At 62.2% G+C, this 26,046-nt stretch carries 24 protein-coding genes; 9 read left to right on the top strand and 15 right to left on the bottom strand.

Annotation, left to right across the window (positions count from 1 at the left end):
• Position 1 precedes the first annotated feature (1 nt).
• Positions 2–982: an NAD-dependent epimerase/dehydratase family protein gene (locus tag SMD31_RS02420; RefSeq protein WP_320499085.1), complete on the top strand. Its 981-nt coding sequence runs from the start codon at positions 2–4 to the stop codon at positions 980–982.
• 13 nt (positions 983–995) lie between these two features.
• Here the strand turns inward: SMD31_RS02420 and SMD31_RS02425 are convergent, their stop codons facing one another.
• Complete coding sequence (locus tag SMD31_RS02425; protein ID WP_320499087.1) at positions 996–1,760, bottom strand: SDR family NAD(P)-dependent oxidoreductase; 765 nt, start codon at positions 1,758–1,760, stop codon at positions 996–998.
• Positions 1,761–1,876: 116 nt separating this feature from the next.
• On the opposite strand from SMD31_RS02425, the gene SMD31_RS02430 reads away from it, so the two are divergent.
• Together SMD31_RS02430 and gmk are read left to right on the top strand one after the other, a co-directional pair.
• On the top strand, positions 1,877–2,749 hold the full coding sequence (locus SMD31_RS02430; protein WP_320499089.1) for a YicC/YloC family endoribonuclease: 873 nt from the start codon (positions 1,877–1,879) through the stop codon (positions 2,747–2,749).
• A 67-nt stretch (positions 2,750–2,816) separates the two neighbouring features.
• A complete protein-coding gene (gene gmk, locus SMD31_RS02435) occupies positions 2,817–3,422 on the top strand; it encodes a guanylate kinase (RefSeq protein WP_320500997.1) in 606 nt (201 codons plus the stop codon).
• Here gmk and rsmA read toward each other — a convergent pair.
• Genes rsmA through SMD31_RS02450 form a run of 3 tightly spaced genes read right to left on the bottom strand, consistent with a single transcriptional unit; the run spans position 3,397 to position 7,782 of the window.
• A complete protein-coding gene (gene rsmA / locus SMD31_RS02440) occupies positions 3,397–4,293 on the bottom strand; it encodes a 16S rRNA (adenine(1518)-N(6)/adenine(1519)-N(6))-dimethyltransferase RsmA (RefSeq protein ID WP_320499091.1) in 897 nt (298 codons plus the stop codon). The genes gmk and rsmA overlap by 26 nt on opposite strands.
• Positions 4,290–5,573 (bottom strand): peptidylprolyl isomerase, encoded by a 1,284-nt coding sequence (locus SMD31_RS02445; protein WP_320499092.1) that lies wholly within the window; start codon positions 5,571–5,573, stop codon positions 4,290–4,292. Before SMD31_RS02445 ends, rsmA begins: the two co-directional genes overlap by 4 nt.
• A 37-nt stretch (positions 5,574–5,610) precedes the next feature.
• A complete protein-coding gene (locus SMD31_RS02450; protein ID WP_320499093.1) occupies positions 5,611–7,782 on the bottom strand; it encodes an LPS-assembly protein LptD in 2,172 nt (723 codons plus the stop codon).
• A 329-nt stretch (positions 7,783–8,111) separates the two neighbouring features.
• Between SMD31_RS02450 and SMD31_RS02455 the strand changes: the two genes are divergently transcribed.
• The 4 genes from SMD31_RS02455 to SMD31_RS02470 all read left to right on the top strand — a co-directional run bounded on the left by SMD31_RS02455 (position 8,112) and on the right by SMD31_RS02470 (position 11,531).
• Positions 8,112–9,611, top strand: a complete 1,500-nt coding sequence (locus SMD31_RS02455) for a leucyl aminopeptidase (protein ID WP_320499094.1) — start codon at positions 8,112–8,114, stop codon at positions 9,609–9,611.
• Positions 9,612–9,619: 8 nt separating this feature from the next.
• Entirely contained in the window at positions 9,620–10,090 is a 471-nt protein-coding gene (locus tag SMD31_RS02460) for a DNA polymerase III subunit chi (protein WP_320499095.1), read from the top strand.
• A 191-nt stretch (positions 10,091–10,281) separates the two neighbouring features.
• Positions 10,282–10,944, top strand: a complete 663-nt coding sequence (locus SMD31_RS02465) for a TadE/TadG family type IV pilus assembly protein (protein ID WP_320499096.1) — start codon at positions 10,282–10,284, stop codon at positions 10,942–10,944.
• Positions 10,945–10,952: 8 nt separating this feature from the next.
• Positions 10,953–11,531: a TadE/TadG family type IV pilus assembly protein gene (locus tag SMD31_RS02470; protein ID WP_320499098.1), complete on the top strand. Its 579-nt coding sequence runs from the start codon at positions 10,953–10,955 to the stop codon at positions 11,529–11,531.
• A 41-nt stretch (positions 11,532–11,572) separates the two neighbouring features.
• Here the strand turns inward: SMD31_RS02470 and SMD31_RS02475 are convergent, their stop codons facing one another.
• Positions 11,573–13,318 (bottom strand): pilus assembly protein TadG-related protein, encoded by a 1,746-nt coding sequence (locus SMD31_RS02475; protein WP_320499099.1) that lies wholly within the window; start codon positions 13,316–13,318, stop codon positions 11,573–11,575.
• A 110-nt stretch (positions 13,319–13,428) separates the two neighbouring features.
• Positions 13,429–14,010 (bottom strand): pilus assembly protein N-terminal domain-containing protein, encoded by a 582-nt coding sequence (locus tag SMD31_RS02480; RefSeq protein WP_320499100.1) that lies wholly within the window; start codon positions 14,008–14,010, stop codon positions 13,429–13,431.
• A 154-nt stretch (positions 14,011–14,164) separates the two neighbouring features.
• Between SMD31_RS02480 and SMD31_RS02485 the strand changes: the two genes are divergently transcribed.
• Positions 14,165–14,986 carry a tetratricopeptide repeat protein gene (locus SMD31_RS02485; RefSeq protein WP_320499101.1) on the top strand — a complete coding sequence of 274 codons (822 nt, stop codon included), beginning with the start codon at positions 14,165–14,167 and terminating at the stop codon, positions 14,984–14,986.
• A gap of 12 nt (positions 14,987–14,998) precedes the next feature.
• Here SMD31_RS02485 and SMD31_RS02490 read toward each other — a convergent pair whose 3' ends face one another.
• From SMD31_RS02490 to SMD31_RS02530, 9 genes are all read right to left on the bottom strand, one after another.
• The gene (locus tag SMD31_RS02490) at positions 14,999–15,964 is read right to left on the bottom strand and encodes a type II secretion system F family protein (protein ID WP_320499103.1); all 966 of its coding nucleotides are present in this window, start codon (positions 15,962–15,964) and stop codon (positions 14,999–15,001) included.
• A gap of 7 nt (positions 15,965–15,971) precedes the next feature.
• Positions 15,972–16,982 carry a type II secretion system F family protein gene (locus tag SMD31_RS02495; protein ID WP_320499104.1) on the bottom strand — a complete coding sequence of 337 codons (1,011 nt, stop codon included), beginning with the start codon at positions 16,980–16,982 and terminating at the stop codon, positions 15,972–15,974.
• Complete coding sequence (locus SMD31_RS02500) at positions 16,975–18,405, bottom strand: CpaF family protein (protein WP_320499105.1); 1,431 nt, start codon at positions 18,403–18,405, stop codon at positions 16,975–16,977. The genes SMD31_RS02495 and SMD31_RS02500 overlap by 8 nt, the downstream gene beginning before the upstream one ends.
• Before the next feature lie 41 nt (positions 18,406–18,446).
• A complete protein-coding gene (locus SMD31_RS02505) occupies positions 18,447–19,646 on the bottom strand; it encodes an AAA family ATPase (RefSeq protein ID WP_320499107.1) in 1,200 nt (399 codons plus the stop codon).
• Entirely contained in the window at positions 19,647–20,327 is a 681-nt protein-coding gene (locus SMD31_RS02510; RefSeq protein ID WP_320499108.1) for a CpaD family pilus assembly protein, read from the bottom strand.
• 13 nt (positions 20,328–20,340) lie between these two features.
• Positions 20,341–21,816, bottom strand: coding sequence for a type II and III secretion system protein family protein (locus tag SMD31_RS02515; protein ID WP_320499109.1), 1,476 nt, complete (start codon positions 21,814–21,816; stop codon positions 20,341–20,343).
• Positions 21,817–21,841: 25 nt separating this feature from the next.
• Entirely contained in the window at positions 21,842–22,801 is a 960-nt protein-coding gene (gene cpaB / locus SMD31_RS02520) for a Flp pilus assembly protein CpaB (protein WP_320499110.1), read from the bottom strand.
• Between the two features lie 250 nt (positions 22,802–23,051).
• A complete protein-coding gene (locus SMD31_RS02525) occupies positions 23,052–23,552 on the bottom strand; it encodes a prepilin peptidase (protein WP_320499112.1) in 501 nt (166 codons plus the stop codon).
• Between the two features lie 146 nt (positions 23,553–23,698).
• Positions 23,699–23,884, bottom strand: a complete 186-nt coding sequence (locus tag SMD31_RS02530) for a Flp family type IVb pilin (RefSeq protein WP_320499113.1) — start codon at positions 23,882–23,884, stop codon at positions 23,699–23,701.
• Positions 23,885–24,187: 303 nt separating this feature from the next.
• Between SMD31_RS02530 and SMD31_RS02535 the strand changes: the two genes are divergently transcribed.
• A complete protein-coding gene (locus SMD31_RS02535) occupies positions 24,188–26,023 on the top strand; it encodes a hypothetical protein (RefSeq protein WP_320499114.1) in 1,836 nt (611 codons plus the stop codon).
• The last annotated feature ends 23 nt before the right edge of the window (positions 26,024–26,046 follow it).

Consider the following 26,046-nt stretch of genomic DNA (forward strand, 5'->3'; position numbering starts at 1 on the left):
GATGCTGTTGCTGGTCACGGGCGCCACGGGCAAGGTTGGGGCACATCTCATCGCCGATATATTGCAGGACCCGAAATGGCAGGGCGCCCGCATCCGCGCCCTGTGCCATAACCGCACCCCTGCCCCCCATGACCGTGTCGAGATCGTCCACGGCAATATCGCCGAACGCGACGCAGTCGACCGGGCGATGGCCGGCGTTACCCATGTCGTGCACCTCGCCACATGCAAAGAGATTCCCGAAACGGTCATGGATGTGACCGTCAAAGGCCTGTTCTGGCTGTTGGAAGCCTTCCGCCAATCGCCCAGCGCGCAGCAATTCATCCTGATCGGCGGCGATGCGGGCATTGGCCATTTCTTCTATGAGCATGATGGCCCGATTACCGAGGCACAGCCGCATATGGCCTATCCCGGCTGCTATGCCCTCTCCAAGGTGTTGGAAGAAGTGATGCTGACGCAGTTCGGCATTCAATACGGCATCGATGCCTGCTGCCTCAGGGCGCCCTGGATCATGGAGAAGGACGATTTCCGCTATACCCTCTCTTTCGGCGATGACCTCTTTGGCGGACCGGACTGGAAGACGATGGTATCGGCCGAGGTTGCCGCGCAATGCCGTGCCGCCGGCACCGTGCCGCTGCTGCGCGATGCCCATGGCCGGCCGCTGAAGCGCAATTTCGTGCATGTTGCGGATCTCAGCGCCGCCATTCGCCTGGCGCTCGCCAACCCGGTGACGAAGGGGCGGCTCTACAACATCTCGATGGACGAGCCAGTGGATTACGGCGTCGTCGCGGCACATCTCAAGGCGACGCGCGGCCTGCCATCGATCGACATACCCAGTTCGTACCACTCCAATTGGCTCGACAACACGCGCGCCAAATACGAGTTGGGCTGGCGACCGACCTACGACACCAAGAAGATGATCGACGCCGCCTTCAATTATCAACGCACAGCGCAGGACCCGCGCAAGGTATGGTACCCCGGGTGACCATGCGAGCGCGCTAGCCCTTGCGCGGTGCTGCCCGCAACAACGGATCCGTCCAGGCAGGGGGCAATGTACCGAGCAGCCAGGCGACGAACGCCGTCGGCCAGGGAAAGGCGATGCGCGCCTTGTTGCGGGCAAGGCCTTCTTCAATGATGCCTGCGGCTTTTTCGACGGACATCAGAAACGGCATCTTGAAATTGTTGACGTCCGTCATCGGCGTTTCGACGAAGCCGGGCAGAATGACGCTGACACCGACGTGATGCGGCTTGAGGTCGCCGCGCAGGCCCTCACCCCACACCTTCACGGCCGCTTTCGATCCGCAATAGGCCGGTGCCCCGGGAAATCCGCGATGGCCGGCAAGTGATCCCATAATGCCGATCTGACCGCGTCGCTGTGCGGTCAGCAGGGGAATGACCGGCAATATCGTATTCAGAACACCGTCGAGATTGACCGAGAAGATGGCGCGGACTTGGTCGTCGCTCTCCACCCCATCATGGGTGCCACCGGATATGCCGGCATTGGCGATGACAAGGTCGAGCGGCTGCGTGCGGTGGGCGCGGTGTGTCCATTCCGCCATCCTGTCGCGCGCCGTCACATCAATAGACTCGACGGCGACCGCGGCCCCCTTGGCCCGGCAGCCCTCGGCAACCGTGGACAGCAGGTCGGCACGGCGGGCGCCGAGGTGAAGATGGACGCCCGGACGCGCATAGCGATGCGCCAGGGCAGCGCCCAGGCCGGAACTGGCACCCGTGATCAGGATCGATTTGAATTCACTGTTCATTTGTCCCCACTTTGGCCCCAGCTTAGCACAATCTGCGCCGATGACTTGCCAGCCGGGCAGGCTTACTTGATGATGGCGACCACATTTCAAGGGGGTAGCCTGTGTCGATTGCCAGCATGACCGGATTCGCGCGCACGAGCGGCGCGGTCGGTGACTTTCTGTGGACCTGGGAGCTGAAATCGGTCAACGGCCGGTCGCTGGATGTGCGCTGCCGGGTGCCGCAGGGATTCGAGGCCATGGACGGCATCGTGCGACAGGCCGCCGCCGAGTATCTGAAGCGCGGCAATCTTTCCGCCAATTTGACCGTCGACGATGTGGCGAGCCGCGGCCGCCTGTCCGTCAATCGCGCAGCCCTTGACCAGATCCTTGCGCTGGTCGGCGAGATGCAGGGCCGGGTGGAGGCGCGCCCACCCAGCCTTGACGGCCTGCTCGGCCTCAAAGGCGTGCTGGAACTGGAAACGCCGCCGGTGGATGCCGAGACCCTGGCTCGCCGACAGCAGGCGATCGAGGCCGGCCTCAAGCAGGCCATGACGGAGCTGGGCGCGATGCGCCGGGTCGAAGGCAAGCGCCTGGCCGATGTGGTTGGCGGACATCTCGACGAGGTCGAAAGGTTGCGTGTGGCCGCGGTCGACACGGCGGGCGCACAGCCGATCAACATCCGCCGTCGATTGGAAGAGCAATTGCGCGATTTGATGCCGGATGGCATTCCCGTCGACCCGGAGCGCCTGGCGCAGGAATTGGCGCTGGTCGCCGGTCGTGCCGATGTGCGCGAGGAGATCGATCGCCTGGCAGCCCACGTCGCCGCTGCCCGGGATCTCATCAAGAAGGGTGGCGCCGTGGGGCGCAAAATGGATTTCCTGTGCCAGGAATTCAACCGCGAAGCCAACACGCTGTGTTCCAAGGCAGCCGATCTTGCCTTGACCAATCTTGGCATCGAGCTTAAGGCAGCCATCGAGCAGCTGCGCGAGCAGATCCAGAACATTGAATAGACGCGAGACCCGGGCCGTGACCGCCACCGACAATTCCGCTTTCATCGATATTCGCCGGCGCGGGTTAATGCTGGTCCTGTCCTCGCCCTCTGGTGCCGGCAAGACGACGATCTCGCGCCGCTTGCTGGAACTCGAACCGCAATTGGCCTTGTCGGTTTCGGCGACGACGCGGGCCAAGCGGCCGGGCGAGACGGCGGGTGTCGATTACCATTTCGTCGACCCCACCGAATTCAACCTGATGATCAATCGCAGCGAGTTCCTGGAATACGCGAAGGTCTTCGACAATTACTACGGCACCCCGAAGGCGCAGGTTGCCAGGGAGATCGCCCGTGGCCGCGACATCCTGTTCGACATCGACTGGCAGGGCACGCAGCAGCTGGCCCACAATGCCCGCGAGGATTTAGTGAGCGTCTTCGTGCTGCCGCCGTCGACACGTGAATTGGAGCGCCGCCTGCACACCCGCGCCCAAGACAGCGCCGAAGTCGTCGCCAAGCGCATGGCCAAGGCGGCTGATGAAATGAGCCACTGGGCCGAATACGACTATATCATCGTCAACCACGATATCGATTCCAGCGTCGAAAGCGTGCGGGCGATCCTGCGTGCCGAACGGCTGCGGCGCCAACGTCAGATCGGCTTGACCGATTTCGTCAAAGGCCTGCGCGAGGGCCAGTAGGCCCCTCTGCCTTGAAGGCACGCGCCAAGGCGCAAAACTGTTCGATGCTGAGTTCTTCGCCGCGCGCGGTCGGCGCAATCCCGGTGGCCACCAGCACCTCGTCGGCTTGGGGCGACACTTGCCGCAGGGATTGGCGCAGCATCTTGCGGCGCTGGCCGAAGGCTGCCGCCGTGACCCGTTCCAGCATCGTGGCATCGGCCGCAAACAACGGCTCGGCACGGGGAATCAGTTGCACGACGGTCGACGTCACCTTGGGCGGCGGCGTGAAGGCCCTGGGCGGAATGTCGAACAGGCGTTTCACGTCGGCACGCCATTGCGCTGCGATGGTGAGGCGGCCGTAATCCTTTGTCTTCGGGCGCGCCAGCAGGCGCTCGGCCACCTCCTTCTGGAACATCAGGGTGAGGCTGGTGAAGGCGGTCCCGGCGTCGAGCCAACCTAGCAACAAGGGTGTTGCCACGTTGTAAGGCAGGTTGGCGACGATGCGGCGCGGGGCAGAGCCGAGCTTGGCGGCGTCGACCTTCAAGGCATCACCCTCGATCACCTGCAGGCGGCCGGGATAGGCGGCTGAGATTTCGGCCAGCACGGGCAGGAAGCGGCGGTCCCGCTCGATCACGATGACCGCGCCTGCGCCGTGGTCGAGCAACGCCCGCGTCAGGCCGCCGGGGCCGGGGCCGATTTCAATGACCGTCCCGGCATCGAGTGGCGCCGCGGCCCGGGCAATGCGGCCCGTCAGATTGAGATCGAAAAGGAAGTTCTGGCCAAGGGCGCGATTGGCGCTGAGACCATGCCTGGCAATCACGTCACGCAGTGGTGGCAGCGGCGGTACCTTGCCGGCATTGCCTTCGCTGCGGTCGGTAGGATCGCCGTTCATAGGCGGATGTCGATCACCGCCGCGCGCCGCAGATCGGAAAGATAGCCGCGCGCCAGCGTATCAAGACGCTGCCGACCGAGACGGTCGGCGACGCTAACGCGCGAGAGCGACGCATCGTCACCGGCACCACGGCTGCACACGACATAGATGCCAACACCGCGGTTGGTCCGCAGTGGCGGCGTGGGCTCGCCGATCGGCTGGTTGAGCGCATAGGACTGCACCTCGGCCGGCAGGTCCTGCACCAGAACATTGCCGAGATTGCGATAAACGCCCGGCTTGGCGTCACCGGCGATGTTGGCCAGGTCGGCACAGGACTGGACCCGTGAAATGAGCGGATTGGCCTGGGAAATCGCCTTGCGCACTTCCGAGTCAGCGGCATCGGTCGGGAGCGACCACACGATCTGCTCCATTTCAACCGTGCCCGCCGAAACCGTTCGCGCGTCGATGACGCGTGACGCCTTGACGGTCACGACATAATAGCCGCCGGCGCCGCGCACCGGTCCGCCAATCTGGCCCGGTTGCAGCGACTGCACCACCTGGGCCACCGGCGGATCCAGCATATCGAGACGCACCCAGCCCCAATCGCCGCCGCGAATGGCGCCCTGATCCTGGGAAAATTCGCTGGCCAGGGCGGCAAAGTCGGCGCCCTGCTCCAACTGTTCCTTCAGCCGCTGTGCCGATTGCTGAACGCTGGCCTCGTCGCCGCTGCCGGCCGAGAGGTAGATCTGCGACAGGCGATATTCGGTCTGGCCCTGTGCCGCCTGCATGTTGGCAAGCGCCTGGTCGATTTCTTCATCCGTGATCTTGACCTGCGAGCGCAGCTTGCGCTGCACAAGGCGAGCCCAGGCAAGTTCGGTCTTGATCTGGTCGGCCAGCGTGTCGATCAGGATGCCGTTGCTTTCCAATGTCGCGGCGAACTGCTCGGTGCTGAGGCCGTTGCGCTTGGCAAGATCGTCGATGCGCTGCTGCACTTCGCCGGCCGCAACAGGGACATTCTGCCGTTTTGCTTCCTGGTTCTTGAGCCGCTCGTCGATCATGGTGCGCAGCAAGGTGGGCAGCAGTCGCTGTCGCGTCTCCGGCGTGTCGGTGAGCTTGGCCGAAACCATGGCGAGGCGCATGCGCATGAAGAGGTCGAGTTCAGTGATGATGTCTTCGTTGACGACCGCCACGATCTTGAGCGCGTCCTGCGCCGACGCCGGCTGCATCGGTGCAACGACAGCGCCCAGAAGAACGCCAAGGGTCAGCACGATTACGTGCAATCTGTTGAAGAACATCGTCATCAAAACCAACTATCCCAAGCTCTGGCCTTAAGGGCCTTTAGAAACTCGACCCGATATTGCCGAGATTGGTGAAACGGAACTGGACTAAGGCAGTAAAATCGCCGCTGGTATCGTCTTCGTCGCTCTCCGGCGCGTAGCTGGCCTTAAGCAACATGCCGAAGCATTCGTCCTGGTATTCCAGCATCGATCCGACCGCGAGCAGATCGTTGTCGTGGATGTCGTAGCTGCCTTGCGCGCCGACTGTCCAGAATTCGCCTATCTTGGCGCGCACACCGGCCCCGATCTGCTCTTCCTTGCCGCCTTCGACATCATCCTCGATCTGGACGTAGTTGATCCAGCCATTCAGTTCTTCCGGCCCGATCGACAGCCCCATATCCTGCCGGTTCATGTCGAAATCTTCGACATCCAGGCGGAAACGGTAGGTCAAATCGAGCCAGTCGGCCGGCGCCACGACAACGCGGCCGACCAGATCCGACAGATCGTCATCGATGCCGCTGCCGTCACGCACTTCGTCGCCGTCGTTCCAGAAGCGCAGGCTTTGCCCCAGGAACACGTCGAGCGAACCGCCATCGGGGAGATAGCCCGTCCACTCGGCGCCGTAATTGAAGCGCGAGCCGGAATCGACCCGGTCGCCACCGGCGAAGCGATCGGAATCGAACACCTTGGTGTCGTCCCATTCAAAGGCACGGCTGTCGTCGTTGGGAATCTTGCCGGTGTTGCAGCAATCCGGCGCCAGCACCAGTTGCGCAATCGGCTGGAAAACCTGGGTGATCGTTTGACCGGGATGGACGAAGGGATAGTGCCATTTGAAGCTGGCTTCCGGAAAGAAGCGGCCTGCGACGCCGTCGAAATCACCGCCGTTCACGGCATCCGAATTCTTGTCGACGTCGTTGACGATATACAGGTCACTCTGGAACGACAGCTTCATTTCGTAAATGTCGCCAATCGAGCTGGTATAGGGCAGCGTCCAGCTGGGGCTAGCGGAGAAGCGCAAGGAATCGCGGTCGTCCGTGCGCACGATGTTGCGGGTGTTGAGGTTGAGGCCCCAATAGGAACCGTATTGGCCCGGTTCGCTGACAAAATTGTAGTTGATCGACGGCAGCACCATCGGCGCGTTGTCGGAATCGAAATCCTTGTCGGTCGACTGAAAGCCCATGGCGCGGGCATCGAAGTAAGAGCGACCGAAGAACCCTTCGGCCCAGAGCTGGTTTTCCAGCCAGTCGGGTGAGCCGAAATGATACTGGCGCAGATACGACTTGTCGGTCGTCACCTTGTTGTTGAAGCCCCAGCGCCAATCGCGATTGATCTCGAACAGGCCATCCGCCTCGAGATGCCCGCGGAACTCGTTGTTCTTGACGACCGAGGTGTCCTCGTTGCCGACGCGGTCTTCCTGGGTGCCGGAAACTTCCAGGCGGAAGGCGCCCTCGCGTACATGCTGGCGATATTCCACGTCGCCCACGGCACCCGCGGAATCCGGATCGCCGCCGATGCGCACGATCGGCGTCAGGGTAAGGTCCTTGTCCGGACCCAAGGCGATGAAATAGGGCTGGGCATATTGGTAGCCGGCGCGGCCCGATGAGGCCGAGATGCGCGGCTCGAGCAATCCGGTGGCGCGTTTGACGCCCGGTGCCGGGTGCTGGAAGTACGGCGTCCAGAAAACCGGGACACCCCACATTTCCATCCAGGCATTGTCGTAGGTGATGGTCTGGGCGACGTCGTCTTGCACGACCTCGCGCGCCTTCACCTGCCAGATCGGCTGGCGCGATGGGTCGGTGCGGCAGGGCAGACACGGCGTATAGACCGCATTCTTCAAGATCATCTTGTTGCCGTCGACGCGTTGCGCCGTTTGCGCGGCGAGGCGTGACTGGTCCTTGAACAGGCCTTTGAAGCCCTGCACGATGCCGTCGTTGAAATCCTCGGTCACGTCGACGTAGTTGCCGAACATCGTGTCGCCGTTCGGCAGCAGCATGGCGACATTGCCGTTGGCGGTGACGGTCTTGGTCCGCTCGTTGTAGGTCAGCGTGTCGGCCATGATGATCTTGTCGCCGCGCTGCGCCTCGACATGGCCGCGCGCGACGTATATGCCGAAATCCTCGTCATAGCCGACTTCGTCGGCCACCAGATGGACGGTGTCGTCCGCCTTGGCAGGGCTCACCGTCCCCATGGCAATGACAACGCCATAGAGGGCAGCGCCAAAGGCTGAACCCATCAAATCGAACCGCGCCAAAATCTACCCCCAAACCGCCCCGCTGGACATTTTTACGACCGGCTTTGGCGAGCCGGGACTCTGGCGGCTAAAGTAGCATGCCGGACCTATTCGTCCACAGATTTCAGTAGCTTGGCACCTGCCGCGACGGTGTTAAGCGGCATTGGCGGCGGAAATCCCTTTGTGCTAAGGCTTGCAAATATGCTGGCCGTCGACTCGCCTCCGCTTGGCAATCGCCGCGTCGCATCCAGGACAGTTCCCTCGCGCCACCGAAGCTCGGCTAGAAGCGCCGTTACGCGTGGCCAGATTGCGAAAAAGCAGGAGAAATCAAGATGAAGGTCACCTTTGCCAAGCCGGAAGTGCCCGCTCAGGGCGCGTATGTCGTCGGCGTCTTGGAAGGTCGCAAGCTGACCGCCGCCGCCGCCCAGGCGGAAAAGGCCACAAAGGGTGCCGTGTCGCGCGCGCTCAATGCCAGCCGCTTCAAAGGCGGCGCGGACGAGCAGTTGATCGTGCTGGCCCCGGCCGGCCTTGACGCCACCCGGCTGATTCTGGCCGGCTTCGGCAACCCCGCCAAGCTCGATGCCGCTGCCGTCGAGGCGATCGGTGGCCGCTTGGTCGCAGCCCTTAACGGCGCTGGCGAACGGGAGGCGACCATCGCCGTCGAAACGCCCGCCGGCTGTGCCCTCAGCGAGGCTGAAATCGCCGCCCGGATCGGTATGGGCGCCCGCCTCCGCTCCTACCGGTTCGACAAGTACCGCACCAAGGAAAAGCCCGAGCACAAGCCGACCCTCAAGAAGCTGACAATCACGCTCAGCGATCCGGCCGGCGCCAAGAAGGCCTTCGATCCGCTCGACAAGATTGTCGATTCCGTCAACATGACGCGCAACCTGGTTTCGGAACCCGCCAACATCATCTACCCGGCGACGCTCGCAAAGGAAGCAGCGACCCTCGCCGAACTCGGCGTCACCGTCCAGATCCTCGGCGAGAAGGAAATGAAGAAGCTCGGCATGGGCGCCCTCCTTGGCGTCGGCCAGGGCTCGGAGCGCGAAAGCCAGCTCGTCACCATGCAGTGGAATGGCGCCTCTGATTCCAAGGCGAAGCCGATTTGCTTCGTCGGCAAGGGCGTCACCTTCGATACCGGCGGCATTTCCATCAAGCCGGCGGCCGGCATGGAAGACATGAAGTGGGACATGGGCGGCTCCGGCGTCGTCATCGGCGTGATGCGCGCGCTGGCCGCCCGCAAGGCCAAGGTCAATGCCGTGGGTGTCATCGGCCTGGTCGAGAACATGCCGTCCGGCACGGCGCAGCGCCCCGGCGATATCGTGACCTCGATGTCGGGCCAGACCATCGAAGTGCTCAACACCGACGCCGAAGGCCGATTGGTTCTCGCCGATGCCCTGTGGTATGCGCAGGAGAATTTCCGCCCCAAGGCGATCGTCGACCTGGCAACACTCACCGGCGCCATCATGGTGGCGCTCGGTACCGACCATGCCGGCCTCTTTTCCAATGACGACACGCTGTCGGATCAGCTGATCGCCGCCGGCAAGACGACGGGCGAACTGCTGTGGCGCATGCCGCTGGCACCCTCCTATGACCGACTGATCGATTCACCCGCGGCCGATATGAAGAACATCGGCGGTCGCTATGGCGGCTCGATCACCGCGGCGCAGTTCCTGCAACGCTTCATCCAGAAGGGCACGCCCTGGGCGCATCTCGACATCGCCGGCGTCACCTGGAGCGAGAAGGACAAGGCAACCACGCCCAAGGGCGCCACGGCCTTTGGCGTGCGCCTGCTCGAGCAGTTGGTGGCGCGGAATTACGAGGACAAGTAACCGGCTCCATGGCGGAGATCCGCTTTTATCACCTGACGAAATCGCGGCTGGAGGAGGCGCTGACCCGCCTCCTCCGTCGCGTCATCGACCGGCAGGACCGCGCCGTGGTCATGGCCGGCTCGACCGAGCGGGTCGAAGCGCTCAATGCGCATTTGTGGAATTTCGACCCGCCAAGCTTCCTGCCGCACGGCTCGGCCAAGGACGGCAATGCGGCCGACCAGCCGGTCTACCTTACCGCTCAGTTCGAGAACCCGAACGGTGCCAAGCTGCTGTTGCTGTGCGACGGGGCCGGCGCACCGCCCGCAAGTGACCTCGATGCCATGGGTTTCACCCTGGTCTGTACGCTTTTCAACGGCCTTGACGAAGAAGCCGTAGGGACCGCGCGCGCGCAGTGGCGCGACTACAAGAATGCCGGGCAGCAGTTGGTCTATTACCAGCAGGATGAAGACGGCGGCTGGGTCGAAAAGGCGCGACAATAAAGTCCCGCACCAGCGGCGATTTTCTTACATCATCGTGCAGGCAGCCTTGTTCCGCCCTCCTGCGGCCCTTGGCCAAAATGCGCCGGTGGCATATCCTTTTCTTAACGGATGCGGGCATAACATCGATACCGAGCTGTTCCCTGGTTTCGCCGGAGAAGACATGTCGGCGGACGACGCGGTTTACGGAAAAAATGAAGCGAATTTTATCCATTTCCCGGGTGATCTTGGGCGGCCGTCGTTTCGACGATCGCGGCGTCGCGATCATCGAATTCGCGCTGGTCATGCCGATCCTGCTGCTGATGACATTCGGCGCCATCGAGATTGGCATGATCATGGCGGTGCAGTCGACGCTTGAGGGCGGCCTTAAGGAAGCATCGCGTTACGGCATCACCGGCCAGACGCCCTCCGACTCAGCTCGCATCGACAAGATCCGCGCCATCCTCGCCGATCACACGATCGATCTCGTCGACATGAACGAGGCGGTGTTTTCGGTGAAGACCTATCCGAGCTTTTCCGGTGTCGGCCAGCCCGAGCCCTTCGTCGACAGCGCACCCGACCCCGACGACCCCAGCGACACGACCTGCCACAACAACAAATACGATCCGCCCAGCACCGGCTGCACCGAGACCTTTACCGATACCGATGGCGACGGCGTGTGGGATCCCGATATCGGCCAGGACGGCGCCGGTATGGGTGGCGAAGTCGTCTCCTACAGCGTCGAGATCCCGTGGCATGTAATGACGCCTTTCGTCGGCAAGCTGCTGGCGCCCAGCGGCAAGATTCCGCTGCGCGCCACCATCGTCGTGCGCAACGAGCCCAATCTCTACAAGAACGCTGGAAGCAGCTCGAATTGAGGAACCGGATGATGGCCAGAATCCGCGCCTTGCTGCAGAAATCGCGCCGCGCCGAGCTCGGCTCGATGGCGGTTGAAATGGCGCTGTTCCTGTTCTTCTTCTCGACCCTGTTCCTTGGCACCTTCGAAGTGCCGCGTTACCTGTTGATCGGCCAGAAAATGGAGCGGGCTGCGGCTTCGATGGCCGACCTCGTTGCCCAGATCGATCCTGCGCAAGACAACAATGTCCTTGCCAAGATCAATGACCTGTTCAAGGCGGCCAGCGGCTTGATGTCGCCTTATGACCTCGACACCAAGGGTCGTGTCATCATCACGTCCCTGTCGAACCCCGACGGCACGGCCGAGAAAGTGGCCTGGCAGCTGATGAGCCCCGGCAGCTTTACTGCCTATAGCAAGATCGGCACAACCGGCGGCACACCGGTCCTGCCCACAGGGATGGTCATTCGTGAGGGTGAGAACATCATCGTCGCCGAGATCGTCTTCAAATACGAACCGCTCTTCGGCTCGATGATCTATAGCGAACGAACCATCTATACCCGCGCCTTCACCCGCCCGCGCTTTTCCAATCTCACTGCCACGCCGAAGTAACGAACGGTACCGGGCGCCAAGATTTTGTGGTCGCGCAGCTCTTACTTGGAGAGGCGCAGGACCGAGAGGCTGGCGGCAATCGACTTGAACGCCGCCTCGAGATCGGTGGCCGAGCTTGCCTGATAGTAATAGGGGGCGTTCTTTCCCGTCGCGACCGATTGCAACAGCGCCTTCAAGGTCGCATCCGGTTCGTCGTACTGCACGACATAGATCTTCACGCCCTGTGCCGGATTGGCACCCTTGATTGCCGTCGCCAGCTGTTTCAGCCGGTTGTTCTTGTTGTTGTAGCTGCCGTCGCCCAGCTTGCCGTGGGATGTCGTCGTCGCGGCTGTCGTGTAAAAGCCGAATGCACCTTTATAGGAATCACCATTGGCACCCGTCGCGATGCCGTCCGTCAGCAGTACGATGGCCTGAGTGCGGTTGAACGGGACCGAGGCCTTGCCTTCATCGAAGGGCTTGCCCGGCATCAGGACTTCCCATGCCCAGAACAAGCCCTGGGGGGTATCGGTATAGTGTTCAGATAACGTGTCGACGCCCTTGAAGAGGTTATTGATCGACGTGACCATGGCCGCCTTTTCGGTCGCATTGCGCACGGGTAACAGGCGGCGAATTCCTGGCCCGGGCACGGGCGTGCAATCATTGCCTTGGCTGGTGGCGCTGCCCTGATTGCCCTTCACCCAATAGCTCGGCCGGTCGATGATGCCGGATGTGCCCGTCGGATGATCCGTCTTGGCGAGACCGTTGTCGTTCCAATAAGCTTCCGCGCACTGCGCATATTTTCCATTGCCCCAGGTGCCGCCGGTCGTGAGATCCCATTTGACGGTCTCTGGATTGATCGGCTCACCCTGACCCGGCAGGATCGGCTCATACGCAATCCACGATTTGCCGCCATAGGTGCCATAGCCGAGCTTCAGATCGGAATCATTGGTATTGTTGTTGTCATCGATATAGCGCGCGTAAACGCCGCCCTTCCATCCGGCCGGCGGCTTGCTCAGCAATCGCACGTCGGTGAAGTCCTTGGCGAAGTAGATGTCGGACTGGGTCACACCGGTGACCGGGTTGGTGAAATTGCTGCCAACCGGTTCGGTGACGACCTTGTCCGGATCATAGGTGGCGCCATCGTCCGAAACGTTCACCTTGCCACCCCAGGGTACCATGCCGATGTTGAGCAGTGGATAGGTTACCCCCGAGATCGTGACTTCCTTGGGATTTGGATCGGCATAGACGGTGTCGACCAGCAGCTTGGCCGCACTTTGCGCCGCCTCGATCTTGGTGCAGGGCTTGCACATCGAGCCGGAGATATCGATGGCGATCACGACGTCGAGGCCGTTGATGCCGCGTACCGCGCTGGCTGCGGCGCCCACGGTGATCTTCTTGAATCCGAGCACCGACATCAGCGTCGTGTTGATGGAGGCCTTGGCATCGACATTGACGGTATTGTTGGCAAGGTCTTGCACCACATGAGGGCCATCCAGCGTGGCCTCGAGCTGCGCCGCCGGGAAGTTGGCGTTGAAGAACATGGTAATGTCACTGTCGACCTTGTCGCTGCCGAGCTGCTTGGCGCCGGCGAGGGCCGCCGCGTCCAGGGCCTGCGACAGGCGTGCCTTCAACATGTAACCACGCGCCGTATCGACGGCGAGGCCGGCGCAGCCGATGAAGACGGTCAGGGCGACGCCCACCCAAATGGCTACGGAACCGCGCTGGTCAGCGCCAAAAGCGCTTCCCGCCTTGCGGCATTTCCCAAAGGCGCGGCCGATCACCGGGCGATTAAACAGCTGGGGTCCCATGATGCGTCCTCTCAACACTCAACCATCGCGCATCGCGTTGCGATGGCGTTTCGGTCGTTCTTGCCATGTGCTATCGCGCGTGGTCGCGCGACCCTTGCCCTCGACGATGATCAGGGCGTTATCACGATTCCGCCACCTTGGCCGACAACACCGCTGGCACCTTGCGCCGTCGCTGCATTGGCGTTGCCGACGCCCTGTGCCGTCTGCTGCGCGGCCGCGGTTGCAGCGGCGTTGCTGCCGCCCGCTGCCGCTGCCGGCGCCGTAGCACCGCCGCCTTGCGGCTGGATCGAGGCATAGCTGGTGCCGCCGGGACCTAGCACCTGGACGCAACGCGTCAGGCAGGTCCAGCTGCGCTCGCTGATGGTGCCGCTGCCGGCATTGATGATGGAGACCTGGCGATTGTCTTCCGGCATCACCACGATGGGGGCGTTGAACAGGACCGTATTGTCGGCGCCCGTCACGATGAGGTTGGTCTCGCCCGGGGTCTTGCCGAAGACGACGATCTGGCCATTGGCTTCAACCGTCACGTCGACAACTTTCGGATCGCCGATGATGATGCCGCCGACACCTTCACCGAAGGACATGATCTGCGCCTTGCGCCAGGTCACCTGAACGACATCATCGGCAAAGGCGGGCACGGCCAGCGAAGCCAGGACGAATGCTGCAATGGTGGCCTTGGTGATCATACGCATGTGGATCCCCGATCCTTGCCTCAAGCGTGGGCCGTTAAGTTTGCATCGTAGCGCCAATCGTCTTAACGCTCAATTAAATTTCCTATGTAATAGTAGGATTTAGCTTGGATTTATGCGAAACTGCCTGAATGAAGTTGGGCATGGGGGAATGGCCATGATGGCGATCAATCGGTGGGCGGGGCGACAGGGTCAACGAGGCGCCAACTGCGCACTCCTGGTGGGTGCGCTGCTCGGCCTTGGCGCCTGCGGAAGCATGCCGGGAAGCGCCAAATCGACCGAGGGGGCCAGTGACGCGCCAGCCGCGACCGCCAAGCCATCCGAGGTCGACCCGCAGCTCAAGCTCGCCGCCATGCAGGCCGAGGCACAGAACAACTACCTGGAGGCGGCGCAGCATTACCAATCGCTGCTCAGCCGTGACCCCGACAATCTTGAACTGGCGCTTGGCCTCGCCCGCAACCTGCGCTTTGCCGGCAGCACGCCGCAGGACATCGACCTCCTCAACCAGTTGATCGCCAAGAATGGCCGCACGCCCCGGCTGCTCACCGAGCTCGGCAAATCCTATGTCTCCAGCGACCAGATGAATCTGGCCATCCCGGTCCTGCAGGAGGCGACATCGCTTGAAGGTGCGACCTGGGACAGCTTCTCGACGCTGGGCGTCGCCTTCGATTATCAGAACCAATTCGAACGCGCGCGTGAGGAATACGCCCAGGCGCTGATGCTGTCGCCACGCAACCCGGACGTTCTCAACAATCTTGCTTTGTCGCAGGCGCAGTCGGGCGATCTCGATGGCGCGATCGAGACCTTGGGCCAGGCCACCGACCAGGCCAGCGCTTCGCCACAAACCCGGCAGAACCTCGCCTTGCTGCTGGCACTCAAAGGCGACACCGCCGGGGCCGAACGCCTGGCGCGCAAGGACCTGCCCAAGGAAATGGCGGATCTCAACGCCGAGTACTACCGCTATCTCACCGGCAACTGACGGCAGCGATCGCTACTTAAACGTCGCCGACACCTTGATGACGATCGGCACGATGATGACGATGAATAGCACCGGCAGGAAGAACATGATCATCGGCACGGTAAGCTTGGCCGGCAAGGCGGCCGCCTTCTTTTCCGCCGCCATCATGCGCTCATCGCGATTCTCCTGCGCAATGGTGCGCAGCCCCAGGGCGATGGGCGTACCGTATTTTTCCGCCTGAACGAGCGTGGTCGACAATGATTTGAACGCGCGCATGCCAGTGCGCGTCGCCAAGTTCTCGAAAGCGAGGCTGCGATCACCGAGGAAGGCAAGTTCGGCCGCAGTGATGCCGATTTCCTCGGCCAGTTCCGGGGCGCTTTCCGCCATCTCTTCCGTGACCTTCTGGAAGGCCGCTTCGATCGACATGCCGGCTTCGACGCAGATCACCATCAGGTCGAGCGTATCCGGAAAGGCACGACGCAGGGCCGCCTGCCGCTTCTGGATGGCGTTGCTGACCCATAGATTGGGAAAGATATAGCCAAAGGCCGCGGCAACGATGGCGATGCCGAAATGCAGCTCCGCCGGCTTGTCCGGCAAGGCAATGGACATGTAGAAATAGCCGCCGATCAGCAGGATGACCGGCCCCGCGATACGCGCAAAGATGAAGCGCACAGGCGTCGACGGATGGCGCCAGCCGGCCTGCATCAGTTTAAGCCGGAGATCCTTGGCCTTCAGCAGCTCTTCCATCTTGAAAAGATTGATGACAGCGCGCATGGCGCCTTCGTGCCGTGCCGGCATCAGGCGCTTGCGCTGCTGGAACTGTTCCTGCTGGCGCATGCGCAGTTCTTCACGCTTGGCGGCAACGGTCTTCAGGCGATCGGAAAAGCTGCCCTGCGAAATGAACGGCAGCGCCACGGCCAGCACCGAGGCAAACGCCGCCACGAAGGAAATCACGATGATGAGGGACGGCAGATTGATGCCTAGCTCGATACCTTGCATAGCGACCTCAGATATCGAACTGGATCATCTGGCGCATCACGAGTGACCCGATCAGCATCATGACGATGCCGATGCCGATCCACAGATTGCCGATATCCGTCGTAAACAGCAGGCTGATGATTTCGGGCTGCAGGACAGCCAGCGCGCCGCTCAGGATGAACGGCAGCGAGCCGATGATGGCGGCCGAAGCCTTCGCTTCGCTCGACATGGCGGTGACCTTGTCGCGCATGCGCTTGCGCTGGCGCAAGACGTCCGAAAGCTTGGACAACGTCTCGGCCAAGTTGCCACCGGTCGATTGCTGGGTGATGAGGACGATGGTGAAGAAGCGCACTTCCGCCGTGGGCAAACGATCAGACATGCGCTGCAGCACTTCGGCCATGGTCATGCCGAGCTTGACGCCTTCGTTGACCAGGGTGAATTCCGGACCGACAGGCGGCGGCAGCTCACGCGACACAATGTTGAGGCATTCGCCGACGGTGAGACCAGAACGCACGCCGCGCACGATGACATCGATGGCATCGGCGAAATAGGCGGTGAACTTCTGGCGCCGCCGCTTGATCAGGAACTTCAGAACCATTTTGGGCACGCCGAGCAGGCCGATCGGCAAGGCGACGAGGCACAGCAGCAAATTGCCGGTCGATAACCATGTCATCGCGACGAAAAAAAGCCCACTCCCGGCGGCAAACAACATGAAGCGCCGCGGCGTGATCTGCAGGCCGGCATGTACCAGGGCCTGGCGCAGGCGTGCGCCGCGACGACGCTGGCTGGCCTCTTCGGCTTCCTTCAGCTTGGCGGCGACCTGTTTCTTGCGCCCCGCCATCTGATGGTCGCGCCCGCCCTTGATATCCGCGGAGATCTGCGGCCCCGTCCCCACCACCGCGGCAATCCGCTTTTTCATGCGCGCGCGCGGCGCACCCAGCACCGCAACCAGCGCCACGACGACCAGGGTCATGGCAACCCCTGCCGCCAGCGCCAGCATGATGATCTGCGGCATCATGCCAGAGAGCTGGCTAGACACCGCTTTCCTCCATCACATCGGCGAGATCGCGCTCCTTGCCGAAATAGCGGACGCGATCGTAGAAGCCGGGCCGCAGACCGGTCGAGCGATGCCGCCCGACGATCCGCCCTTGCGCGTCTTCGCCCTGGATTTCGTAGACGAACAGATCCTGCAGTGTCACGACGTCGCCTTCCATGCCGACGATCTCGCTGACATGCGTGATTTTGCGCGAGCCGTCGCGCAGGCGCGAGGCCTGGACGATGACGTTGACCGCGCCGGCGATCTGCTCGCGGACCGTTTTGGCGGGCAGTGTATAGCCGCCCATGGCGATCATGTTCTCGACGCGCGAGATGCATTCGCGCGGGTTGTTGGCGTGGATGGTGCCCATCGAGCCGTCATGGCCCGTGTTCATGGCCTGCAGCAGGTCGAATGCCTCAGGCCCGCGGACTTCGCCGACGATGATGCGTTCGGGGCGCATACGCAGGCAGTTGCGCACCAGATCGCGCATGGTCACCTGGCCGACGCCCTCAAGATTGGGCGGCCTGGTTTCCAGGCGCACCACATGCGGCTGCTGCAGCTGAAGTTCCGCGGCGTCCTCGCAGGTGATGATGCGTTCGTTGCGGTCGATATAGTTGGTAAGACAGTTCAGCAAGGTGGTCTTGCCGGAACCGGTACCGCCCGAAACGATGACGTTCAGGCGACAATGGCCGATGATCTCGAGCAGGCGGCCGCCGGCCGGAGAGATCGACCCGAACTTCACCAGCTTGTCGAGTGTGAGGCGATCGCGCTTGAATTTTCGGATGGTGAGGGCCGGGCCGTCGATCGACAGCGGCGGTGCGATGACGTTGACGCGGGAACCGTCCTGCAGGCGCGCATCGCAGATGGGGCTCGATTCATCGACACGACGGCCAACGGCCTGCACGATGCGCTGGCAGATGTTCATCAGCTGCTGATTGTCGCGGAATTTGACGTCGGTCAGCTGGATGATGCCGTCAGTCTCGATATAGACCTTGTCATAGCCGTTAACCATGATGTCGGCGATGTCGTCGCGCGCCAGCAGCGGCTCGAGCGGACCCAGGCCGAGGATGTCGTTGCAGATATCCGTGATGAGTGTCTGCTGCTCGATGGCCGAGAGCATCAGATTGCGCATGTTGATGATTTCGCTGACGATCTCGCTGATCGCCTCGCGGACGGCTTTGTGATCCAGCTTGGCAAACTCGCCAAGATCGACCGTCGCCATCAGATCGTTGAAGACACTGACCTTGACCTCGCCCAGGCGGTTGTCCATGTCGACCGACCGGGTGGACGGCGCCATGTTGACGGCGCCGCCGGCCGCTGCTGCGGTCGGCACCGGCAGACTCGTGGCCGGCTTTTCAGGCAGGCTGCTGCCTGGCGACGGCTTGTCGCTGGCGGCACCGATGGGCGTATTGCGCTTGCCGAACATGCTTCTTTCCCGGCTCGACTTTCACCAGCGCTCGCGCCGGCCTACTTCGTTTTCGCCGGCCGTTTCAGCCAGCCCAGCAGCTTTGGCGACGCCTGCCGCGCAATGCTGCCTTTCTTGCCGCCGATCTGCTGCGCAAACTGCCGGAACTGCTCGTTCAAGCGATGCGACTTCGCCCCTTCGCCCAGTGCCTGGCCGTTATTGGCCAATTGCGAGAACAGGGTCGGGTCGAAACCGATCGTCAGGCTCGGCGCGACGCCCAGGGTATCCTGGAAGTCCTTTGCCGACAATTGGTTCCTCTTGGCGATATCGGCCTTGTTCAACACAAGGCGGCTCGCGGCACTGCCGCGGCGCCCTTTCAGCCAGTCGAACAAAAGCTTGGCGTCACGTAGATTGGCAAGATCCGGATTGGCCGTCACGACAATTTCATCAGACAAAAGCAGGACGGAACTCAGCCATCCGCTCCAATGGCGCGGCAGGTCCAGGATCACGTATTGCGACATCGACCGGCAGATATCGATGAGCCGCTCGACCGCTTCGCTCGACGGCTCGCTGAGTTCCTTCAGGGAACCGGCGGTCGACAGGACGGAAAGATGAGGTCCGTGCTCGGTCATGAAGCGTTCGACCAGGACGGGATCGATCCGCTCGGCCTCGGTCAACGCTTCGACGACCGGCTGCTTGGGATCGACATTCAGCGCCAGCGCCATGGTGCCGAAGTTGAAATCGAAATCGATGCCGATGACATCTTCGTCATTCATCGCAGCCAGCGTCCAGGCCATGTTGGCGGCCAAGGTCGAGTTGCCGACGCCGCCGCGACTGCCGATGAAGGAAATGACGCGGCCCTTCGGCGCGGCATTGGCGTCCTTGATGCAGCCGAAGATTGCCGCGGCGATATCGGCGGTGCTGACCGGCCCGACCAGATATTCACTCACCCCTTCGTTGACCAGGCGACGATAGGCCTGGACGTCGTTCACCGTGCCGATGACGATGACCTTGCGCCCCGGCTCGACGACATCGGCCAGCGCCTCCAGTCCCTTGTGGATATCGTCAGAACTGCCGTTCTCTTCGACGATGATGAATTGCGGACTGGGGTTGTCGACATAATGCTTGGCGGCCCGCGCCATTCCGCCGAAATGGATTGTGACTTTGGACTTGGCGAATTCGCGCTCGCTCATCAGCGCTGCCAGCGCTGCCTCGGTCTCCTTGGACTGGGGGAATGCTTCGATGCTGAAGCGGTGAATCACTTAATTGCCTCCAGTCGTCGTCGGCGGCAGAATCGCCGGTGTCTCCGTCGATCCACCGATCTTGGCGCCGACAATGTACTTGCCGACAATGTTGTCGGCCCGCGCTGCCAGGCGCCCGCTCAGCAATGCCGCATCTTCCAGATCCTTGGGATTGACGATCATTGCCGCGATGTTGCGCTGCGTTGCGCAACCGAAATTGTAGGTGTTCTCGTTGAGCGGGGTGAATTCCGGGCGGTCCTTCCAAGTCCCGCATTCATCGGCGAGCGCCACATAGATCGGGTATTCCATCACCGCCCGGCCGTATTTGGCCGATTGCGGATCCGTGGCGAAGCTGAGCTGCACGGCGGCCGCCGGTATGCCGCGGCTGGCCAGCACCTGCATGACGTCAGTCGCAAAGGCCTGCGCCAAGGGATCAGCGGCATTGGCAGCGCCGACACGGACCGTGATGCCGCCGGCGGCCTTCTTGCCAAAGTCGCTGGAGAATTCCGTGATCGCCGGCAAGTCCGCATTCTGCACCCGGCCGCCCGGACCGGGATCGAGAATCAACAGCGCCGTCCGTGTTTCGACCTTGATCGGGTGCTGCTCGCCATATTCATAGTCCGGCATGTTGGCCTCGCAACCAGCAAGGCCAAGCGCGCCCAAGACTGCAAACATGGCGGTGGCGAGCAGGCGTCGTTTCATGGGCTTGCCCTCCTTACCGAATGATATAGCCGACAGGACCCTGCAACTGAGGCATCTGTTCCTTGGCGGCACCATGACGATTTGTATAGATGTTCTGCAAGTGGCCCAGCAGATACATGTCGAGGTCGCTGGCCGGCGCGAAACCATCGGTCGGCAGCGACAGCACTTTCGGGTCGGTCGGCTGCACGATAAAGGCGCGCGCCACGATTACGAGTTCCGATTCCTTTTGCTGGAACGAGGTCGAGCGAAACAGCGTGCCAAGGATCGGGATGTTCATCAGCCCCGGCACACCGCGCAAGGCGTCGGTGATTTCGTTGTTGAGCAGGCCCGCCAGCATGATGCTGCCGCCGCTCGGCAATTCGACGGTGGAGGTCGCGCGACGCACGACAAAACTGGGCAGTGTGATATCGCCGACCGAGACCGCATCGGTGAAGTTTGCAGCACTCACCTCGGTCGCGATCTTCAGGCTGATGCGCCCGCGATCGAGGACGATCGGCAGGAAGGTCAGCGAAACACCGAACGGCTTGAATGTCACCGTGATGGTGTTGTCATCCTGGGCGGTCGGGATCGGCACTTCGCCACCCGCCAGCATCGTGGCGTATTCGCCCGAGACCGCAACCAGGTTCGGTTCGGCCAGATTGTGGGCAAGGCCATGCTGTTCGAGAATACGCACTGCGGTGTCGATGGCGCCGGGGCCATCAATGAACAAGGCGCCTGCCGGCAAGGCCGTACGCGCGCTCTGTGTAATGAGCGGTGCGATGCCGCCGCCAATCACGGATGAAGCACCACCGGTGGCACCCGCGATCACCAGATCACCGATGGTCGTGGGGCTGATGAGGTTCTCGAGACCCAATTCCTTCAGCGCCGATTTCTGCACTTCGGCGACCGACACCTTGATCAGAACCTGCTGCTCAGCGCCAAGACGCATCAGGTTGATGACCTGCGTGTCCTGCGCCACAAAGCGACGGACGATGCTGGCGGCCTGCTGTGAGCTTGCATCCGAACTGACGGTTCCATTGAGGATAAGGGAATCGCCGGCGCCGGAGATCGTGATCGTCTCGTCCGGCATGACGCTGCGGATCGCCGCTTCGGCCGCCTCGGCATCGGGATGAATTGAGATCTGCAGGCTGTCGATCATCTTGCCGGCGGAATCGAGCAGGAACAGATTGGTCGATCCGACCGTCTTGCCGGCAATGAACAGCTTGGTCGGCGAGCGAATGATGACGTCGGCAATGTCCGGGTTGCCGACAATGATGTCGCGCACTGGTTGGGCGAGTGTCAATTCACGCGTGTTGTTGACGGAGAGCTCGATCCGCTTTTCAACGCTCGCGGCCTCGCCAACCGGCGACGGGGTCATCGGCATTACCGGAGGCATCACGGGCGCGGTTTGCGCCATCGCCTGAACACTCGCGCCGACCGCGATACCGATGGCGACCATGCCGATGAGGCACCCCGCCATCGTGGATCGCAACGAACATCCCTGTTTCATTTTCGTCCGATCATTGCTGCACGGGCTATTGGCCCAGGCTTTCAACAGTTACGGCACCGCCGCGATTGATCCGGATCGACTGCGTCGCCACCTTGGGCGCCGGAGACGTTTCCTGATGATCGTTTTCCGACGGCATCTGGAACATCTCTTGGTCCCCGACGCCGCCCATCAAATCGTCCAGTACTTTGCTGGTGCTGCGATCCGTCACGAACAGCGGCGCCTTGGCATCGGCTTCGGCGGCCGCGTCGTTGCGGGCCCAACTGCGCAAGGCGAGCACGATCTGCCCCATCTGCGATGCGACCAGGACCTTCTGCGCCTGTTCGGATGTGACTTCCATGGTCACGGTCTGGGCGTTGATGCCGGGCCCGGTGCCTTCGGGGCGTGTCAGGCTCTGGTTGACCGCGACCACCTTGATGTCGCGCATGATCGCTTCGACGGCAGTCTGGCTGAGAATGTCGCGGCCGACATCTTCCGGCACGCGCGCCATGTCACGAATGTTGCTGACCAGGAAAATGTCGACATGGTCATTTGGCAGGATCAGGCCGGCAGCGCCCGTGCGCGGCGACACGTCGATGGTGACGCTGCGCATGCCGGGCGCCAGCACCGCCGAGGTAATGCCGGCATCGCCCTGCTTGACGATGGCGGTTGCCGCCATCGGCTCGCCGGTCATGATGGCGCGCCGCGCCATGGTATCGCGGAAGGGCGCCAGCGGATCCTCGCCGGCAGCGCTCTTGAGCGTGAAGCGCGGGTCGATCGCCGCCTTGGGCCACTGCTCCCAGCGGAAATCGGTGTCGACCAGGACGTCGCCGGGATTGATGTCGCGTGCTGCCACCAGCACCTCTTCGACACCGGTCACGACCGCCTGTTCAGCCGTCTGCGCCGGCTGTTGTTGCTGGACGGACGCCAGGAAACGCGTCGCCAGGAACGCCGTCAGGATCGCCGCCCCCAGCGCCACAACGATCAGAACAAGCACAATCGGCCGCATTTGGCCCCTCTTTCCCAGCCTGCAGCAATGGCGCAGAGCCAGAACGATTCATGCGGACGATTCATTTCGCCCCACATGATCCCCGTAAACCATTATTACCAATTTTTGGTTAAGATGCCAGCCGTTTTACCCGATTTGTCGGATCGGCCGACCGAGATTCAGCGCATTGAGTCAAAATGTTGCAGCGCTTTCTGAATATTTAACAGGAAGCTGACCCCAGCGTCGGGCGAATTGGTTAACAGCGCCGCCGCTAGCCCCACAGGACGGCGATCTGCTGCCCCAGATGCCCGCGCCGGAACCAGAAATCGAGTCCCGCCAAGGCGATAGCGACCCCATAGGGGAGGTGCCGCTTGCCATCCTGCACGCCGTAGGTGACCCCAAAACGGCCGAGCAGGAGCATGATCCCGGCCAGAATGCCGCCGGCAAAACCGGTCAGCATCAGGAGCCGGACCAGATCCAGGCCGAGGCCGACCCAGATCGCCAGCGCGGCCAGCCATTTGACATCGCCGCCCCCCATCAGGTCGAAACGAAGAGCCAGGATGCCAACCGCCAGGAAGAGCAGGCCGGCCGCGAGATGAAGGCCGAGGTCAGGCCATACCGGAGCCGAGAGTGCAAGCCATGGCAATGCCAACAGCGCCGTCGCCGCCGTCAGCCAGTTCGGCAGCCGGAATTTGGCGATGTCGAAGGCGGCCCCCACGATCAGGAGACCGAGCAGCAGAATCTCACAGGTGACGATGAAAAGATCTGACAAGGGAACCAACCGGTGCGTCGAAAAAATGTGGGCTGCGCGGGAACGGCCGCCACGATAGAGCCAGTCTATCCTATGCCAAAACGAAAACGCGCCGGCTCCGGGTGGAGCCGACGCGTCGGACGTGTCTTACTAAGTCGTAAGGTGACTTAGTTGGTCGCGGTCGAAGCGGCGTTCGACATCTTCGTGCCGATGACCATGAACATCTTGTTGAGGCCGTTACCGGCGAGCTGCGCACCGATGAAGATGGCGAGCGCGACGAAGGCGGCGATCAGACCGTATTCAATGGCGGTTGCGCCCGATTCAGACTTAAAAAGCTTACGAAGCTTGTTCATGTGTATATCTCCAACTCTTTGAGTACGTTGCAACCTGGGTCGCGACTTAAGCGTCGCCACTCGTGATTTTCTTTTTGGTGCCTCACGACGGTTTACAGACGCGCGGACACTGGTAATCATCTTCCAACGCGACTCATTGCTTCGCAAGTCATTCGAAGAGAATAGCTTTACATAATCGTGTGAAGAGTAGGCCTGTTCTCCGCGTTTTGAGCAGTTTTGTCGGCTGACGAGATGAGCGGCAATACTTTGTTAACGATTAACGGCCGGAATTAGCGGCACCTAATTTTGGATCGCGTCGCACTCATGTCTCCCACTTCAAGCCGATGGCGCAATGCCGCGGATGTCGCCGTCATTTCCATCGCGACACTCGCGCTGCACGTCACATTGGCGCGGCAGAGTGGCCTGTTGGCGTCGGGCGGCCTGCAGGATACAGACGCCTATATGCGGCTTATCCGCATTCAGGAACTGTGGCAGAGCGGCGACTGGTATGAGACGCTGACATCGAGCCTAGGCGCCCCGGGCAAGCTGTCGCTGCATTGGACCCGGCCGCTTGATCTGCTCATCCTGCTGCCGGCATTGCTCCTCAATGTCGCCGGGCTGCCGATAGAACGCGCAATCTACTGGGTCGGCTTCTGGATCTCGCCGATCCTGCAAGTGCTCGCATGCCTCGTGGCCGCCAACGCAGCAAAAATGCTGTGGCCGCAGCATGGTGCCTGGCGGCTCGCCGGGTTGATGGTCCTCTTCAACGGCGCGGCACTCACCTATTGCCTGGCCGGTCGGCCGGATCACCACAGCCTGGGCCTGCTCCTGACATTGCTCGCCGCCGGCCAGACCATCCGGGCCGCGCTACAGCCCAACAATGCGCGCCCTGCCCTGGCCGCCGGCGCCTGGGCCGGCGTCGGTATCTGGGTCAGCCCGGAAGCGCTGATAGGGACGGGTGCCACGATCATCAGTTTCGGTCTGCTGTGGCTGCTGCGCCCGGATGCGGGCGGGAACTGGGCCAGATTGGGACGCCGCTTCAGCTGCGGCATGGCCATTGTTCTGCTGGCGGCCATCCTCATCGAACAGCCGCCGGCGCATTGGCTCCTCGCCGAATATGACAAGGTCTCGAGCCTACACCTCGCCCTCGCCCTGACGGCGATGATCGATTTCTGGATTGCCGAGCGTATCGCCTGGCGCGAGCCGCTGCGCATTGTTGCCATGATCGTGGTGGCGCTTGCCTCGGCCATCAGTCTTGGCCTCGTCTTTCCGGGCTTCTACCTGGGTCCCCTCGGCAATATCTCCAACAAGGAGGCGATGGTCTTCCTCGACGACATTCTGGAAATGTCGTCGATCTGGCCTGTCAACCGGGGGACCGCCGACCAGTTCTTCGGCATGATCGGCAATGCGCTGGCCGCCCTGCCCGTCATTCCCATCTGCCTGCACGCATGGCGACGGGACGAGCGCTTTGCACCCGCCTTGTTCCTGTCCGTCTCCTATCTGGTGGCGCTGTTCGGGGCCTTGGAGCATCAGCGCCTCGCCGTTTTCTTAAGCGCGTTCGGCGCCCTGCTCGGCTGCGGGCTGTTTGCGCTCATCTGCGATCTGGCCCAGGACCGCATGCCCGCCACCCGCACGATGGCGCGCCTCTTCGGTGCGATGGTGGTCGTCTTCGGCGGTCAGCTTTGGCTGCTGGCGCCATCGGAGGTGGCGCCGCCCAAGGCTGCCGTCTGCAATCCCAAGCCGGTGGCCGACTGGCTGAATGCGGCGCATCCCGGCATCCTCACGCCGGAGCCCGTCGGTGCCGACCGGCACACGCCGATCATCATCACGGAATCCATCAACTACCCGCCGGAACTTGCCTATCGCACCGGTTATCGTTTCGTCGGCGGGCCTTATCATCGCGGCGTGCAGGATGTCGCCGACATGTATGCGCTGGCGCTCAGCACCGATGAGACGGCAGCCGAGGCCGTCCTCGCGCGGCGTCAGGCCGACTACGTCCTCATCTGCATTGTCGAGGTTCCGAAGGTGATCGGTGAATCCGCGCCCAATTCGTTGTATCATCGACTCCTGAGGGGAGAGGTGCCGGCGTGGTTGCAGCCGTTGGAGATGTCGGCCGAGGCTAGCCGCGAGTTTCGCCTGTTCGCGGTGAAACACCAATGATCAGAAAGGCATGTTGACCTGCC

It is taken from the genome of Dongia rigui, assembly GCF_034044635.1.
Taxonomy (GTDB): domain Bacteria; phylum Pseudomonadota; class Alphaproteobacteria; order Dongiales; family Dongiaceae; genus Dongia; species Dongia rigui.

What these genes read in the sequence shown, in the direction of transcription:
- SMD31_RS02420 (WP_320499085.1), top strand. Translation starts at nt 2, where the DNA reads ATGCTGTTGCTGGTCACGGGCGCCACGGGCAAGGTTGGGGCACATCTC.
- SMD31_RS02425 (WP_320499087.1), bottom strand. Translation starts at nt 1,760, where the DNA reads ATGAACAGTGAATTCAAATCGATCCTGATCACGGGTGCCAGTTCCGGC.
- SMD31_RS02430 (WP_320499089.1), top strand. Translation starts at nt 1,877, where the DNA reads ATGACCGGATTCGCGCGCACGAGCGGCGCGGTCGGTGACTTTCTGTGG.
- gmk (WP_320500997.1), top strand. Translation starts at nt 2,817, where the DNA reads ATGCTGGTCCTGTCCTCGCCCTCTGGTGCCGGCAAGACGACGATCTCG.
- rsmA (WP_320499091.1), bottom strand. Translation starts at nt 4,293, where the DNA reads ATGAACGGCGATCCTACCGACCGCAGCGAAGGCAATGCCGGCAAGGTA.
- SMD31_RS02445 (WP_320499092.1), bottom strand. Translation starts at nt 5,573, where the DNA reads ATGACGATGTTCTTCAACAGATTGCACGTAATCGTGCTGACCCTTGGC.
- SMD31_RS02450 (WP_320499093.1), bottom strand. Translation starts at nt 7,782, where the DNA reads ATGGGTTCAGCCTTTGGCGCTGCCCTCTATGGCGTTGTCATTGCCATG.
- SMD31_RS02455 (WP_320499094.1), top strand. Translation starts at nt 8,112, where the DNA reads ATGAAGGTCACCTTTGCCAAGCCGGAAGTGCCCGCTCAGGGCGCGTAT.
- SMD31_RS02460 (WP_320499095.1), top strand. Translation starts at nt 9,620, where the DNA reads ATGGCGGAGATCCGCTTTTATCACCTGACGAAATCGCGGCTGGAGGAG.
- SMD31_RS02465 (WP_320499096.1), top strand. Translation starts at nt 10,282, where the DNA reads ATGAAGCGAATTTTATCCATTTCCCGGGTGATCTTGGGCGGCCGTCGT.
- SMD31_RS02470 (WP_320499098.1), top strand. Translation starts at nt 10,953, where the DNA reads ATGATGGCCAGAATCCGCGCCTTGCTGCAGAAATCGCGCCGCGCCGAG.
- SMD31_RS02475 (WP_320499099.1), bottom strand. Translation starts at nt 13,318, where the DNA reads ATGGGACCCCAGCTGTTTAATCGCCCGGTGATCGGCCGCGCCTTTGGG.
- SMD31_RS02480 (WP_320499100.1), bottom strand. Translation starts at nt 14,010, where the DNA reads ATGCGTATGATCACCAAGGCCACCATTGCAGCATTCGTCCTGGCTTCG.
- SMD31_RS02485 (WP_320499101.1), top strand. Translation starts at nt 14,165, where the DNA reads ATGATGGCGATCAATCGGTGGGCGGGGCGACAGGGTCAACGAGGCGCC.
- SMD31_RS02490 (WP_320499103.1), bottom strand. Translation starts at nt 15,964, where the DNA reads ATGCAAGGTATCGAGCTAGGCATCAATCTGCCGTCCCTCATCATCGTG.
- SMD31_RS02500 (WP_320499105.1), bottom strand. Translation starts at nt 18,405, where the DNA reads ATGTTCGGCAAGCGCAATACGCCCATCGGTGCCGCCAGCGACAAGCCG.
- SMD31_RS02510 (WP_320499108.1), bottom strand. Translation starts at nt 20,327, where the DNA reads ATGAAACGACGCCTGCTCGCCACCGCCATGTTTGCAGTCTTGGGCGCG.
- SMD31_RS02515 (WP_320499109.1), bottom strand. Translation starts at nt 21,816, where the DNA reads ATGAAACAGGGATGTTCGTTGCGATCCACGATGGCGGGGTGCCTCATC.
- cpaB (WP_320499110.1), bottom strand. Translation starts at nt 22,801, where the DNA reads ATGCGGCCGATTGTGCTTGTTCTGATCGTTGTGGCGCTGGGGGCGGCG.
- SMD31_RS02530 (WP_320499113.1), bottom strand. Translation starts at nt 23,884, where the DNA reads ATGAACAAGCTTCGTAAGCTTTTTAAGTCTGAATCGGGCGCAACCGCC.
- SMD31_RS02535 (WP_320499114.1), top strand. Translation starts at nt 24,188, where the DNA reads ATGTCTCCCACTTCAAGCCGATGGCGCAATGCCGCGGATGTCGCCGTC.